This is a genomic window from Oscillatoria sp. FACHB-1407 (assembly GCF_014697545.1).
Taxonomy (GTDB): Bacteria; Cyanobacteriota; Cyanobacteriia; order Elainellales; family Elainellaceae; genus FACHB-1407.
Genome location: NZ_JACJSA010000014.1, coordinates 32,004 through 47,299, shown reverse-complemented (window position 1 = coordinate 47,299; position 15,296 = coordinate 32,004). Strand labels below are relative to the sequence as shown.

Below are 15,296 nucleotides of genomic sequence, written 5' to 3'. Positions count from 1 at the left end.
CTCACGCTCGATTAACAATGACAGTAATTTCTGTTCCCTGTCCAGGTTGACTTTGAATCGTCAATTGTGCGCCAATATGCTCTGCCCGTTCACTCATACCTAGCAAACCAAAACCACTACCTGATGAGATACTACCAACCCCAAAGCCTTGTCCATCATCTTTGATCCGTAAAAGGCACTGGGTGCTGTTGTACATCAACTCAACTAAGATCTCGCTTGCATTTGCATATCTCATGGCATTGGTTAATGCTTCCTGTCCAATTCGGAGTAGATGATTTTCTACTTCAGCTGGCAGAGGAAAGGCCTCACCCTGGGCTTGATAAATCAGAGTAGTATTAGCAGTTACTCGCATTTGATTAACAAGACGTTCCATAGCATCCTGTAAATTACCTTCTTCCAACAGCTGAGGACGGAGAGCCGCCACGGAGCGACGCGCTTCAGCTAGCCCAGTGCGGGCTAGCTCATCAATGATTTCCAGTATTTCCAAATGTGCTAAGTCTGTCTCCGAATCATTAGACAGCAGCTGTGTCGCCGCTCCTACTTGCAGCAGAATGCCAGTAAAGGACTGTGCCAATGTATCATGAATTTCTCGTGCCATACGGTTGCGCTCTTCCAAAATTGAGGAATCCTCAGCACGTTTGCGATCGCTAATATCGGCAATCAAACCATAGTATCCTTTCACTTGACCATTAGAATCGATATCAGGGATAAGGGAGTTACTGATATATTTCTTGCCAAACACACACGGAATTTCTGCCTCATAGGTTGTGATTTGCCCTGCCAGTGCTTGATCGATGTAGGGTTGAACCACTTGATAAGACGCCTCACCCAAATTTTCGCGAACATGCTTACCCAGAATCTCACCTGGACTACGGTGAAACCATTCCTCATAGGTACGGTTGGCAAATCGATAACGCTGGTTGGCATCGACATAGGTGATGCAAACGGGTAGAGCGTCTGTAATCACTCGTAATTCTTCTTCTCGTAAGCGAAGCTCATCGTAGACCTGGCGTAGTTCAGCTTCGCTTTTCACTAAAGCGGCTGTCCGTTCTGCGACCTGTTGCTCTAAGGTGCGGTTGTAGTCAGCCAACAGCTTTTCTGCTTGTTTACGCTCAGTAATGTCTTGAAAGGCAACGATTCCATAAACGACATTGCCCTGTTCATCAAAAACAGGAGTGCCCCAAATCTCGAGTCGAATGATGGTGTTGTCTCGGTGAATTTCTAAATCATCTGTTCTTGTGCGTTCACCTCTCAATGCCCGATATAAATTGAGTTGTTCAGTAGGATATTTTTGATTCGTTCCAGCTATATAGGCTTGATATGTCTCTGTCAGTTGATCCATTGTTACAGAAGAAATAACCCCTTTGCCGATCAGCTGAGTGGCCTGTTGATTGAAGTAGTAAGGGCGACCCACCGCATCCACAACTGCAACTCCAATTGGAATTGCTTCTAAAAATTGAGTCATTCGACTTTTGCTAGCGTGCTGCTCTGAGTATAGTTTGGCATTCTCGATCGCAATCGCCGCTTGAGTCGAGAGCAAATTCAAGAGTTGCGATCGCTCTGCTGTGAATACCCCAGTTACTGATTGATTTTCTAGATACAGCACGCCAACAAGCTTATTTTGATTCAACAGTGGCAAACAAAGAAGGGATTGAGTCTGGTTCTGCTGAATATAGGGCTCATTAATGAAATTACCTTCACGAGTTGCATCATTTAAGATGACAGATTCATGCGTGCGAATCACATAATGAACAATTGATTCAGGTAAGCGATTTGCGATTGGAACTGATTGCAGTACTTGTGTAGTGCAACCTTGCTCACCATCAACGAGTTCACAAGTCGCTTCGATTGTCCATTCTCCTGATTCTTCAAGAATCAGGAATCCAGTTTGTGCGCCAGCATTCTCAATCAAGATCTGCATCAACGAACGGAGCAACTGCTCCAGTTCAATTTCACGAGAGATGGCTTGGAATGCTCGTATCACGGTTTCTAAATCGAAAGCGACCTGTGAGGTGTTAGACATCGTTCCAGTAGTGGTACGAACTGGTATAGGAGCCACATTCAGCGATTGAGGAAAAAACTGTGGATAGCGAGTTTCTAAATCATTGACTTTTGCAGTTGCGCCCCACCGCTCATAGCAGTAGTGGGCTTCCTTCATGTAGAGTTGAGCAAACTTTTCTCGACCACGAGCCAAGTAATGTTTGGCAGCCAACTCATAGGCTAATGCTTCTTCTTGAAGATACTCATTTTCCTTAGCCCCTTGGATGGCTTGTTCATAAAGCTCCTCTGCCTCAAAAAACTGACCCAAAACTCGCGCTTTCTCTGCCTCAACTAACTGAAATTTATGCAAAAAATTCATGGGGGCGTGGTGTGCCCATGTCTGCATCTTCTCCTGATTGGCATTAACGCGATTCAGCCAATTTTCCTTCTCAGCATCGGAAGCATTTGCCCATAAGCTCAAAAATATTAGGGAGTCATAGAAATGAAATGGAGGTACAGAAACTAATGCTGTGGCTGCACTTAAATATTGCTCTGACAAAATAGCCGTTTGTGCCGCCTGCTCATATTCCCCAAACAGGTAGCATAGAATTAGTTTATTCAAATAAAAGTAGTGAAGACTCGTTCCATCCTTGGCAGCGATCGCCTGTGCTATTGCTTGCTCTTCGTCATAGAGACACCCCACTAAGTGACTTGGGTTTTCAGATTGCCCTTGCAGGTTCAGGATCGTTTGCTGCAACATAGCGAGCCAGGTAGCAGCAGTCTCTCGTCTAATTTGAGCAGTGGCTTTCCGATAAATCGCGGTTTGTTGCTCCAGTTCGGTTAGTTCTTGTCCTGCAAAAAAGGGGCAATAACAGAGGCTAAATGCACAATAACTTGCAAATTCAAACTCTCCACTTTCTATCCCGCTTTGATAAGCTTCCACTAGACTAGGGAATGTCTCTTTAAGGTGAGCTTTCCAGTGAATGATATGGAAATTCACCATCAGTAATGCTTTGCAGTTCCCTCTCTTGTTATTCAATCGCTTCGCTAAATTGAGGGATAGTTGGCCAAATCGATAACCCAGCTCAAGGTCTTGGACAACGCCACAGAGCATCATGCCATAGGCAGCATAACCCAGAACTGACCAGATCGCGTTTCCATGGGCAATCGATAGATCGACCATCTTGCAAACAATCAGCACCATCAAAGCGGGTTTCACATTAAAAGCTGAACCCACGGTGCTGACTAATGTGTAAATTGCTGCCAGTGGTAGAGGTTCAGTCATCTCTGGCAGATCAATCAAATCTTCGATTTCCCGTCCAGCCAACCGTGAAGCGGTTTCTTCTAATCCAGCTTGAACATCTAACTGACTGGGAGATTCCATTAAATGAATTCCCAAGCGTTGCAGCACTTTCAAGCCAGCTTTCAGGGCTTCTTTCGGGTCTCCCCTAGATAGCCATGATTGAATTCTGCTATCGTAAGCTTTCACGGTGTCAAGCACTGTCTTTGCATGGCTGAGTACTACGTCTACGAGCTGCTCCATTTCGTCATAGTGACCACTGAGGTATGCTGCCTCCGCTGCCTCTGAATACAACGCTAACGTCAGGTTATACTCACGCTGCCAACTCTCTACATCAAGGAGTTTAAGCCCTGTATTGAAATACTTAAAAGCAGCTTCATGAGCCATCGCTGCCATCGCTTTCTGACCAGCTTGCCAATTCAGTTCGGCAAGCTTACTCCGTTCAGATTGATCCGTAATTAATTCGGTTCCACAATTCAGATGGTCAACGATTTCAAACAACCGCTCTGCTAGTTGTTCTGGCAACGTCCTTTCGAGTAAATCGCGACCGATTTGCAGATGTACCCCTTGTTTCTGCGACTCATCAATGAGAGCATAAGCAGCTTGCTGAACGCGATCGTGTAAAAACTTATACTCTTGAACTAACAAGTTCTCATCTAATTCAGAGAGAGGCTGAATGAGTCCGGTTTGTACTGCTGGGAATAAGTTCTGGAAAATTGTTTGAGGCGATTGATTCGATACGATCGCCAATGTCTCTAAATCAAACTCAGCTCCAATGCAGGCGGCTAATTGAAGTAGCTGCTGAGTGTCTTCTGATAGTTTCTTTAATTTGAACAGCAGCAACTCCACTACATTATCGGTGATGTTCTGAGCTTCAATTTGAGCAATGTTCCACTGCCAGTTTCGCTGTTCAAGATCAAAGTTTAAGAGATTTTCACTGTATAGCGATCGCAAAAATTCACCCACAAAGAAGGGATTGCCCTCGGTTTTATGCAACACTAACTCGGCTAAAGAAGCAACCGTGTCAACAGTTTGATGTAGTGTCTCAGCAATTAATTGATTCAGTGGTTCCAGCGTTAGGGGGGATAGAACGATATTATGAGGTACGACCCCTTGCTTTCGTAAGTTTTCCAATGACAATGCTAGTGGATGGATAGCAGTAACTTCATTGTCACGATAAGCTCCAATTAGAAACAGGGCTTGAGTTTGCTCATCGAGCAGCATCAGCTCAATTAACTTCAGCGTAGCAGAGTCAATCCACTGCAAATCATCCAGAAAGATGACCAGTGGATGATCCTGGGAACAAAACACCCGAATAAATTGCTGAAAGATTCGATTGAAACGATTCTGAGCTTCTGCTGCCCCAACTTCTGGTATAGGGGGTTGCTCACCAATAATCAGCTCTACTTCAGGGATGACATCAATGATGAGTTGCCCGTTACTTTCCAGCGCATTGAGGAGGTGCGATCGCCACCGTTGTACTTGCTGATCCGGTTCACTCAACAGTTGCTGCACCAGTTTTCGTAAGGCATCCACAATGGCACTGTAGGGAATGTTACGCTGCAACTGATCAAATTTACCAGAGGTAAAATACCCACGCCTTGCTGTAATCGGTCTATAAAGTTCTTGTACTAACGCTGACTTGCCGACACCAGAATAGCCAGAGACCAGGGTTAACTTGCTATGGGTAGGTTGGAGAGGTAGAGGGGTGGAAGGGTAGAGGGGAATGTTAGATTGCTCCTCTACTCCTCTACTCCCATACTCCTCTACTCCTGCACTCTCCTGCTCTGCTACTCTGTCAAACGCTGCTAATAATGCTGCTATCTCCACTTCACGCCCATACAGCTTTTGGGGAATGTGAAACTGCTCGGAAACATCCTGTAGACCTGGTTGAATATCATCAATCCATCCTGTTGCTTCAAGTTGACACAGACAACGTTCTAAATCTGCTTTAATTCCCCAAGCACTTTGATAGCGATCCTCTGCATTCTTTGCCATCAACTTCATCACAATATCCGAAACTGCCTTGGGAATTGCATTCACTACAAATGATGACTCATCCCCCATTCTCGACACCCCACGCCCTACAGTCTCAAATTCATGTAGCGGAATCGGTTGCTTGGCAAGATGACAATGGACAAGTTCAAGAATATCTGTTGTTGGAAACGGCACTTGTCCGGTGAGTAATTCGTAAAACGTCGCTCCAAGCGAGTAAAAATCGGTACGGTAATCAATTGAACGGTTCATCCGCCCGGTCTGCTCTGGAGAGAGATAAGCGAGGGTACCTTCCAATACATGCGGGCTTTTGAACGTAGGATTGGTGCGGTTGAATTGAGTTGCAATTCCAAAGTCAATGATTTTAACAACGCCAGTATTTGGATTGAGAACGATGTTGCCAGGATTAATATCCTTGTGAATCACACCCGCCGCATGAATTTTGCCTAAAATGCTGCTGAGATTAATGGCAAGAGGAAGAAAATTAGAGACAGGCATGGGGCAGAAAGCTTCTGGGCGTTGCCGTATCCAATACTCTAGGGACTCCCCCCCAAAATCTTCCAGAAGAATAGCAAGTGTACGTTGATAGTCCTGCTGACTATAAGCTCTGATTACGCCTTCTACATCTAGAAACCGGGTAATGGCATATTCTTGCCTGTAGCGCGTTAATTCTTGAGGAGAAGGATAATCTTGCTTGAGCAGTTTAATGACGATCGCCTGACCATCTTCCTCCTTAAATCCCCGATATACCAAAGATGCCGAGCTCTCATAGATCTTGCTTTGGATCGTAATTCCAGATAAGACAATCATAAAACTCTGTTCACATGAAAGTCGTGAGTCATGCTGTTAATGACATGAACTGCATGGGGGATGAGAATAAGAAATTCAGTCAACCAATGAGACAACGATTTAATTCCTCCGAAGCTAATCCTCCCCTACTGACGGACTCCAAGAAGCTTTGGCTCAGGTTTCAAATGTCTTACAGAATATCTTCGTAACCCTGGGAAATAGATTTGGCAAGCCAGTTGTGTCCTATGGCTTGCCAGTAGCCATTGTGATGGATCGATAGTACGCTGCGTGTCTGGAATATGCAAGGCGGTAACGCTGTCCGTCCGTTCTGAGTTGTTGTACGTTCATAGAGAATGGTGTATCTTTCAACTTCGTGGCGCGGCACCACAAGCGTAAAATTCTGCAAAAAAAGGGGTTACTATTTTTATTCCCCTGGCACATAATCGCCGCGTTAGCTATCGAGTTTGCTCAACATAATATTCGCGTTTTAGCCGTGGTTCCAGGATTGACGCGATCGCCCGGAATGCTGTCTGTAATGGAACGGGTTGATGCTCAAACAGGGGGTTCCATTGGCGACCGATTTACAGCTACGTTCCCTGCAAAACGTTTAGCTGAACCCGATGATATTGCTTGTGTGATGACGTTTGCCGCTGGCGACCTTGCCCTATTCATGACAGGTTTTACTCTGCTTGCTGATGGTGGCGAGGTGTATGGCGCAGGAACGACGGCAGCTACTCATTAATCAACAGCGATTACCGGAAAAATTCAATGGATTTACAACTCAAAGACAAACGAGCGTTAGTCACAGGTTCCAGTACAGGAACGGGAGCTGAGATTGCTAAAACCCTTGCCCGCGAAGGTGCTTATGTGATTGTGCATGACCGCGATCGCCATCGGTCTGAAGCCGTTGCCGCAGATATTCGAGAAGAGGGAGGTAAAGCCGCTGTGGTCATTGGGGATCTCGGCTCAGTCACTACCGCTCAACAGGTTGCGAAGGATGCCCGTGATGCGTTTGGTGGAGTGGATATTCTGATCAACAATGCTGGGCTGATTGGCTATTACGAAACCTGGGATGATGTCAATGATCAGAACTGGGCGCAGATGTATGACGGTGTTGTGCTGGTGATTGTCCGTCTGATCAATGCGTTGAAACCTCACATGGAAACGCTGGGATGGGGACGCATCATCAATATTGCGAGTGCTCAATTATTACAACCGTTTGCCATGATGCCTGACTACACAGCGGCAAAATGTGCAGTCTTAAATCTCACCAAAAGTTTGTCGAAACGGTTGTACAGTGCCAAATTAAAGGACATCAAGACAAATTCATGCCATTGAGCAAAATCCTCCCTATTACAAAATTGCAGAGAAAGTTCACTCAGAAACTTAACGTTTAAATTATCAGAATTGCCACGCTGACTATAGGCTGAAAAGTAAGCCAGGTTTAGTTTTACTCCTTAAACGACACCAATGTGTCTACACGACAAATAGAAAGTTACTGTATAGACGCAGATCGAGATAGTTGGTGGGGTAATGACAGTTCAGTTAGGATTGGCAGAGTCATCAAGAATGGACATCTCATGAGTACTGAACTATATACGCTTGCCTATATCACTGAGCATCCCAAAATCAATCAGATTCTTCAGGGCGTGATTGGTGTATTTGAAAAAGTTTTTTTAGGCCGAATTCGGGGCTATTATCTAGAGGGTAGTTTTGGGAACCGAAGCACGGTTACGAATAGTGACCTCGATATGTATGTCATCTTCAAAGAGAGATTTAGTAGCCCAGTAGAAGCCATAACAGCCGTAAGTCTCAGTCAATCGTGTGCCCAAATCAGCCCTGTGCTTCTGGAAATCAAACCTGGTGCCGAACTTGATCTTCATCAAGCTGAAAATGCAGGGATTGCCTTAAATTTCAAAAATTCCACTCAATTTCTTTACGGTGAGGATATTCGTGACCAAATCCCAACCTTTGCCTCCGATGACTGGGTGAGGTGGGCAATGAGAGCACCTCAAGCATCCCTAATGGTTACACGCGCAACAGAAGTTTTAGTTTTCCCTCTGAATTACCCAGACATTCAAGCAGAGTTTTATGGGTACGATCGCCAGACAATTCCTTGTGCTGATGGCATTGAGCGTCCAAGTAGTAAATGGTTGATTGCAACTGTGGGATGGATCGCAACAGCACTAGTGGCTTACCAAACTCAGCAGTATGTCGATAGCAAGAGAGAAGCCGTTCAACTATATAAGACGCACATCAATGATCAATGGACACCTCTAGTTGAGCAGATGTATGAACAGTGTCGAAATCGTTGGTACTATCTCATCCCAGATGGAGAAGCCGAGCGGCAGAAGTTGCGATCGCTGTGTCAGTGTGCTCTTGAGTTCAGCAATCATTACTTAAGTATTTATCGCAATTATGTGTTGCGTGAATTATATGAAGGAACGCCTAAGCACCAACTTCTTGCTGTCAAGAACCTTGCTCACGTGATTTATCCAGGTGATCAAGAGATTGACAATGGTTTAGAGCGATTACAAAGATCAAGCCACGAGGAACTTAGAAAAGCAGCTTGTGAAACCAAAGATAGAATCAAGCAGATTTTAGATGTATGAAGTGGTTCCCGAAAGTTGAACAGGGGAACAAGCGTAAAGCGCACCTTGTCATCAACCTTCTTCTGCGGACGAATCCAACAAAACTTGTCATTTGTGATTAACCCATCAAGAGCCGTAGGGGTTTGACATTTAATACTGAGTAGATCATATGAATTTCTAGGCGACAAGAATGTGATAGACTGCGGCGCAAAAGTTAAGTATCCCTTGAAGTAATGTATTCACAACATCCAAATCGTCTAATCATCGCCAACGTAATGACTAACTCCACAATCAAGTTTTAAGAGCAACATATGCCTTCGTCCTTAAAGCAACTGACTGATGAACCGATAGAGCTGACATGGAATAGTTTTCGAGTCTGTCGAGATGTGAGTCCACCACCTCCCGATCGCGTTGTTTATTCTAGACAACCAGACCATTGCATCATCTTTCATATTGCTAATGCTGATCATTTAGAACGGCGGTTGGAGGGTGGTAAATGGATGAGAAGCCCCTCTTATCCGGGTGGGCTTACATTTGTACCTGCTCAGCACGCTCCTGAGTGGCTTTGGGACAGAGAGGTTGAGCTGTTAGAAATTTATTTACCGCCCTCACACCTTGAACAAGTGGCGATCGAGAGTTTTGAAAAACCACCCCAGCAAATTGAGTTAATCGATCGATTTGCAACTCGTGACCCGTTTCTAGAACAACTTGCGCTAGCATTTATCGCAGAATTGAATAGCGGTACTCTGTTTAACAAGCTCTACGTTGAATCGCTGCAAAATGTGTTAGCGGTTCATTTGTTACGTCAGCATTGCACAATTACCGTTCGCAATCCCAACACTCCTCAAGATTTGCCGCAAGCTAAGTTGCAGCGGGTCATAGATTACATTCAAAGCCATTTAGAACAAGAAATAGAATTAGCTGACTTAGCCAAGGTTGCGAGTATGAGTCCGCATCATTTTGGCAAGCGGTTCAAACAAACCACCGGAATGCCTCCTCATCGATATGTCATGAAATGCCGAATTGAACAAGCTAGAAAGCTTCTATCGAACCCACAACTTGCAATTGCTGAAGTCGGTCAGCAGTTGGGTTTTTATGACCAGAGCCATTTCACTCATACGTTTCGTAAGCACACAATGCTGACCCCGCGACAATACCGCGATCGCCTCTAAATCGTCTACAAAAAATCGCCAGAATTTACAAGAGGGAGCATAAATCTACAAGACTTTTCTACAAGAGCCAGCTTACACTACGCTCATGCTGTCTTAGCAGTTCACTCTCTATTTTATAACGATCGCAATTTTGTAACTGAACATGCAATCAATCAACAATTCGCACAGCAGATGTTAATCAATGATGGTTATACCAAATACCAGACGATTCAATCGATTGGTCAAGATGCAGATGACTTGGGCGATCGCCTGTCTGAACTCACCATGCCAACATCATTAATTCACGGACAAAGTGATCAGCTTACATCATCGGTATGGGGCAAACGCTTGTCTCAACCGCTTCCCAATGCTCAACTTACACTCATTGATTGTTGTGGACACTTACCACATGTTGAGCAACCAAATGATGCTTTGGAGGAAGCGTTAGTGATCCAACCAAGATTCATTCAGCATCTGTGCAATAGTTCATAATGTTTTTCAAAGTCCCATACCGCTGACTGCCTGACAAATCTTTGATGCTTGGCGATTGAAATCGCAGACTTCGGCGTGAGCTCAGTCGAACGCTATAAGAACAAAACCCGCCGACGCGGGTTACAGAAAACCTGGATGCATCCAGTCCGCGCAGGGGACTTCGATCGGATAGGCGCGAATTCCATTCACCAGCCACAGCAGGGAATGTCAAGGGTTTCAGAACTTTTGTCAGTCAATCAGCCCATACCACATTGTTATCGCTTCAATCACTCTGATTGCAACTCAAACACGACTAATCCAAACGGGAGAGCCTATCGCACTGGAGGTTTATCCAACCTACGATTTTACCCAGTCTGCCCAGCGGTTGCGGCAACAGGCAATGCAGCTATCTCAATACATGACTCTATAAACTCTTTAGAACCTTCTCCAGTGAATGTAATGACTCAATCCGTCCTCAAGTACAACACTTTTATGCAATCCATCACCAAACAAAAAATTAGTTTCCAGCGAGATGAGTTGAAATTAGTTGGACATTTGTTTACACCTCCTAATTTTGATTCCACACTCAAATATCCAACACTGATCTGTCAGGGTTCAATCAGTTCTGTCAAAGAAATGATGCCTGATAATTATGCTCGACTGTTAGCCCAAGAAGGATTTGTGGTTCTTGCGTTTGACTATGCCTCTTATGGCGAAAGTGAAGGCCTACCGCGCCAGAATGAGAACGTAGCAGGCAAACTGAAAGATTTGCAAGCAGCAGTTTCCTACCTCAAAACACTACCTTTTGTAGACAAAATTGGTATGGTGGGAATCTGCACATCTGGTGGCAATGCGGCGTATCTTGCAGCTCAAGACGATCGCCTCGCTGCCGTGGCTGCGGTGGTTCCCTGGATGTACGAACCGGCATTAGCAGAACCCTTTTGGGGCAAGGAAACGTTGGAGCATAATCGAAAACGAGCCGAAGATGCCCGTCAGCGATTTGAGCAATCTGGTGACTTCCTGACCACTCAAATTTTTACCAACACGCCAGAAGTTGAAGGGTTTAATCTCACTCCCGGTGAGTATTATTTCGATTTGCATCGTGGTGGCAGTATTCCTAACTGGAAGAATGCGATTTTTTGGGGTGCCTGGGATGAATGGGTTGAGGTATTTGATCCGATCAGTCAAGCCTCTAAAATCACAATTCCAGTGTTGGTATTTAGTACCGATGATGCTTTGATTCCGGCTCAAGCCCGTAAGTTTTATGAGTTGGTGCAGAGTGAAAAAGAATTGGTGTGGTCAGAAGGGTATCACTTCAATTTCTATGATGTTGCACCTGAAATGTACAAAGCGATCGATGCCGTTGTCCCCTTCATGCAGAAGCATCTGGTGTAATCGCTGAACTCAATTTCTTCACATACAGTCACATTTTCTATCTCCAGGAGATTAACATGGCTAACAACTATGCAAGGGTTTAGTTCATTACAGGTAGCTCAACTGGGTTAGGGCGATCGCTCACTGAAACAGTTCTCAAGCATGGCGATCGGGTGATTATTACAGCACGTAAATTAGAACAGTTGAAAGCCCTAAATGATAAGGGCTCCAAAGGTTTATATTGTGCAATTTTTACTGCTCAGTCGCAATTGGCATTACCATTGTTAAATCTCATGGAGTGAGTTTGCTACGGAGGGGTGAGAAAAGAAACGCCAACGCCACCTGTAAACGAACCAGGCGTTGTACCTTCATCGAGAATGGCGTCTCCTTGCCCAGAGAACAAACGATACAACCGAAAGTGATGGTAGTTACTAACTAACTGAGGTAGCGGTAACAATCCCCCTCCCTTCTCGCTATAAAGCTTTTGGTGTAATTCTGGAAGTTCATACCAGGGACAACTCATGTTGTGGTGGTGGGCGTTGTGATAGCCAAAATTGAGAAAAAGTAAGTTGAGCCAGGGATACTTGATAGACACCAAATTAGAAAACGTATGTTCCTGTTCATAGGTGCGATCGCGCTTAGGAAAAGCTTGTCCAACGATAGCGTATTCGTATGTGTGGTGAAACGCATCAGCAAATCGCATGATGTTGACAAACGAGATGTACGCTACAAAATAGAGCACTAATCCTTTCAAGGAAATCCAGGCAAGGAGTATGAATAGAGTTGTACGATAGAGCATCAATGCGATCGCTCGCCAACGCAGCGATCGTTTCTCAGGCTCAAGCCAGGGAGCTAAGATCACCCGCCAGCGCAGTTCAAATTCAAAGATAGGAAAGTACAACCATTCCAGTACTACATAAATGGAGCGGAGCCACGGATTCATGGTATTGAAGTATTTGAGAAAATCAAATCCAACAAAATCAGCATGATGCAAATGATGGTTGAAGTGATGTTCGACCAGGGCATCCCAAGTGGCGTAACATCCCCCATTGAGGTGGGTCATCACCTGTCCCCAAAAGGCGTTTAGCCGCCGATCTTTAAAGATATTGCCGTGAATGAATTCGTGGGTAAACGTTGCGGAAAGAACAAGTGCGTGAACCAGTAGAACAACACCCAACCCATTCAGTTGCCACGGTTGCACAAGGATCAACCCAATACCTAGAGCATACATAGCGAAGGTATAGGCGATCGCTCCCACATTCTTGAATAGGGGTGAGACGAGCGGAGATGAAACTGTCATTCCCTAGACCTCCGTACTGGCGAGTGCAGCGGAGCGACTGATTTGGTAGTGAGCGATTTCCTCACAGGTGGTTAGCCATACCCCATCACGCGATCGCATGTGATCGATTAATTGCTCTAGCATCATGACTCGTGCCGGACGACCAATCAATTCAGGATGCATGGTTAACACAAAGGCTCCACCATAGCGGTGCATCCCATCAAATTCTTCTTTCCAAACCTGGAGTGCTTTTTCACAACTTTCGATGACACCACTACCGATGCGAGGTTCATACAAAAAGGCAAACTGTTCCCAATCGTCGTTTGTCCAATGAACAGGGATCTGCACCAAATCCCCGGCAGGTGTTGAGAAGGTGTAGGGGCGATCGTCATCCATTAAAGAAGAGTCATAGATCAATCCATGACGAGCTAAAATCTCCGCTGAGCAAGGGTTTACCTCCCACAAAGGAGCACGATATCCTACGGGTTTACGACCTGTGATTTGCTCCAAGATGGTACAAGTTTTTACTAAGGCCGCTTCTTCTTGAATTGGGTCAAGGGTAGACACGGGTTCGTGTAGATAGCCGTGTGCTCCAACCTCGTGTCCTTCGTCATGAATCCGCTTAACCAAGTCAGGATAGAGTTCGGCGGTGTAACCCGGAACAAAAAAGGTGGCTTTTACCCCTTTTGCTTCAAGCATATCTAAGATTCGAGGGACTCCAACTTTAGGACCATAGCGTGCCCATGACATAACCGAGAGCCGATTCTTATTTTTAGGATCAGCCTGAAGCATTCCAGACTCACCATCCACATCAAAGCTGAGCACAGCAGCACAACGGACACCCGCAGCCCAAGCAAACGGCATACTAAAACTCCTGATTGGTTCAAATGATGTTTGGAATCTGTAGGATACGTTGATGCAACATGACGGATTGCGTTAGGGGATTGATTGGTTAGGGAGAGCCACAACGCATCCACAGAAACCAGGCGATTTACTGCTTATTCCTAAGTTTTAACGACTAACGTAAATCAACCCTGTTGCAAGGCTATTCAAGACTGAGAAAATAATTCGTTACTTGCGCTACAAATGAGTTAAACGGTCGATCGCCTACTAAATTCTGAATCAAATATCAAAACATTTGTTGTTTTATGAACGCGATATGTGCCTGACGGGCTGGGTTATTTGATCTGGATGAGTGCAGCGATCGCGTTGATCGCAAAGGTTATAACGCTGGTATAGGCGATCGCTGCATCCGTCTATTGATGTTGCTCAAACTAGGATAATTTAATCAGACAAACTTTGAATATACATCAAATCCTTTAGCACAGCCGTTTTTAACCATCAGGTGATGCTTATTGTGATTTGAAATGTAAAGTTTTTAAATTCATGATTTCTAAATGAAAAATTTATTCTGTTCATGATTCATGAATTAATTGATTCGTAAACACAAAAAACGCAAGCTCTTGAACTTTAAAATTGTGGATTTAGTAAAAATTTTGAGATAATGTAACTGCCATCACAATTCATTTAATTTCTCCGGTCTATGCTCATCACCAACACAACACGTCTGAGGCAAGACTGTGAGATTAAAGGACAAAGTCAGTCTCATTACCGGGGCTGGATCAGGAATTGGACAGGCTGTTGCTTTGAGATTTGCCAGTGAAGGGGCGATTGTTGTGATCGCTGATCGCAATTTAGAAGCCGCCGAAAAAACTCAATATTTAATAGAACAGACAGGCGGAACGGGTCACGCAATTGCAGTTGATGTGACGCAAGAACAACAAGTTGTAGATGCGATCGCCACGACTATTCAGCAATTTGGGCGATTAGACGTATTGCATAACAATGCCGGAATTTCGATTCTCAAACCCATCACTGAAACCACAGAAGCCGATTGGGATTTGTTGTTTAATATCAATCTCAAAGGTGTATTTTTTGGTTGCAAACATGCCATTCCGCCGATGGTGCAGCAAGGGGGCGGTGTGATTATCAACACGGCTTCTGAATTAGCGATCGTCGGTCAGTCGCTCTACACGGCCTACTGTGCCACTAAAGGAGGTGTGTTGGCATTCACTCGCGCCCTATCGGTCGAGTGGGCTGCCAAAGGAATTCGGATTAACGCCATTTGCCCCGGTCCCATTCAAACGCCCATGCTTCAGGCTGAATTTAATCTGGCAAGCAACCCAACAGCAGAAGAAGTTGCCACGATTCAATCGATCCCAGTTGGGCGGTTAGGCGCACCTGATGATATCGCTCGCGTTGCACTGTTTCTTGCCAGTGATGATGCTGTGTTTGTCCACGGTGCGGCGATTGTGGCTGATGGAGGACGAACAACTCTTTAGAATTTGTTGGCTGGTGTTGGTTCG

The 15,296-nt window shown here is 45.0% G+C and carries 10 protein-coding genes; 7 read left to right on the top strand and 3 right to left on the bottom strand.

Features of this window, described 5'->3' with window-relative positions; translation table 11 throughout:
- Position 1 precedes the first annotated feature (1 nt).
- On the bottom strand, positions 2–6,085 hold the full coding sequence (locus H6G89_RS21365; protein ID WP_190510146.1) for an AAA family ATPase: 6,084 nt from the start codon (positions 6,083–6,085) through the stop codon (positions 2–4).
- Positions 6,086–6,437: 352 nt separating this feature from the next.
- Between H6G89_RS21365 and H6G89_RS21360 the strand changes: the two genes are divergently transcribed.
- From H6G89_RS21360 to H6G89_RS21335, 6 genes are all read left to right on the top strand, one after another.
- Entirely contained in the window at positions 6,438–6,806 is a 369-nt protein-coding gene (locus tag H6G89_RS21360; RefSeq protein WP_190510144.1) for an SDR family oxidoreductase, read from the top strand.
- A gap of 26 nt (positions 6,807–6,832) precedes the next feature.
- A complete protein-coding gene (locus H6G89_RS21355) occupies positions 6,833–7,402 on the top strand; it encodes an SDR family NAD(P)-dependent oxidoreductase (protein WP_190510142.1) in 570 nt (189 codons plus the stop codon).
- A 242-nt stretch (positions 7,403–7,644) separates the two neighbouring features.
- Entirely contained in the window at positions 7,645–8,676 is a 1,032-nt protein-coding gene (locus tag H6G89_RS21350) for a hypothetical protein (RefSeq protein ID WP_190510140.1), read from the top strand.
- Between the two features lie 290 nt (positions 8,677–8,966).
- On the top strand, positions 8,967–9,827 hold the full coding sequence (locus H6G89_RS21345; RefSeq protein ID WP_190510138.1) for a helix-turn-helix domain-containing protein: 861 nt from the start codon (positions 8,967–8,969) through the stop codon (positions 9,825–9,827).
- Between the two features lie 171 nt (positions 9,828–9,998).
- Positions 9,999–10,298, top strand: a complete 300-nt coding sequence (locus tag H6G89_RS21340; RefSeq protein ID WP_190510136.1) for an alpha/beta fold hydrolase — start codon at positions 9,999–10,001, stop codon at positions 10,296–10,298.
- Between the two features lie 438 nt (positions 10,299–10,736).
- The gene (locus H6G89_RS21335; protein ID WP_190510134.1) at positions 10,737–11,672 is read left to right on the top strand and encodes an alpha/beta hydrolase; all 936 of its coding nucleotides are present in this window, start codon (positions 10,737–10,739) and stop codon (positions 11,670–11,672) included.
- A 286-nt stretch (positions 11,673–11,958) separates the two neighbouring features.
- Here the strand turns inward: H6G89_RS21335 and H6G89_RS21330 are convergent, their stop codons facing one another.
- Positions 11,959–12,951 (bottom strand): fatty acid desaturase, encoded by a 993-nt coding sequence (locus H6G89_RS21330; RefSeq protein ID WP_190510132.1) that lies wholly within the window; start codon positions 12,949–12,951, stop codon positions 11,959–11,961.
- 3 nt (positions 12,952–12,954) lie between these two features.
- The gene (locus tag H6G89_RS21325) at positions 12,955–13,794 is read right to left on the bottom strand and encodes a polysaccharide deacetylase family protein (protein ID WP_190510130.1); all 840 of its coding nucleotides are present in this window, start codon (positions 13,792–13,794) and stop codon (positions 12,955–12,957) included.
- 716 nt (positions 13,795–14,510) lie between these two features.
- On the opposite strand from H6G89_RS21325, the gene H6G89_RS21320 reads away from it, so the two are divergent.
- Positions 14,511–15,272 carry an SDR family NAD(P)-dependent oxidoreductase gene (locus H6G89_RS21320; protein ID WP_190510128.1) on the top strand — a complete coding sequence of 254 codons (762 nt, stop codon included), beginning with the start codon at positions 14,511–14,513 and terminating at the stop codon, positions 15,270–15,272.
- The last annotated feature ends 24 nt before the right edge of the window (positions 15,273–15,296 follow it).

Coding starts and splice junctions, on each gene's coding strand:
- H6G89_RS21365 (WP_190510146.1), bottom strand. CDS start 6,085: ATGATTGTCTTATCTGGAATTACGATCCAAAGCAAGATCTATGAGAGC.
- H6G89_RS21355 (WP_190510142.1), top strand. CDS start 6,833: ATGGATTTACAACTCAAAGACAAACGAGCGTTAGTCACAGGTTCCAGT.
- H6G89_RS21350 (WP_190510140.1), top strand. CDS start 7,645: ATGAGTACTGAACTATATACGCTTGCCTATATCACTGAGCATCCCAAA.
- H6G89_RS21345 (WP_190510138.1), top strand. CDS start 8,967: ATGCCTTCGTCCTTAAAGCAACTGACTGATGAACCGATAGAGCTGACA.
- H6G89_RS21340 (WP_190510136.1), top strand. CDS start 9,999: ATGTTAATCAATGATGGTTATACCAAATACCAGACGATTCAATCGATT.
- H6G89_RS21335 (WP_190510134.1), top strand. CDS start 10,737: ATGACTCAATCCGTCCTCAAGTACAACACTTTTATGCAATCCATCACC.
- H6G89_RS21330 (WP_190510132.1), bottom strand. CDS start 12,951: ATGACAGTTTCATCTCCGCTCGTCTCACCCCTATTCAAGAATGTGGGA.
- H6G89_RS21325 (WP_190510130.1), bottom strand. CDS start 13,794: ATGCCGTTTGCTTGGGCTGCGGGTGTCCGTTGTGCTGCTGTGCTCAGC.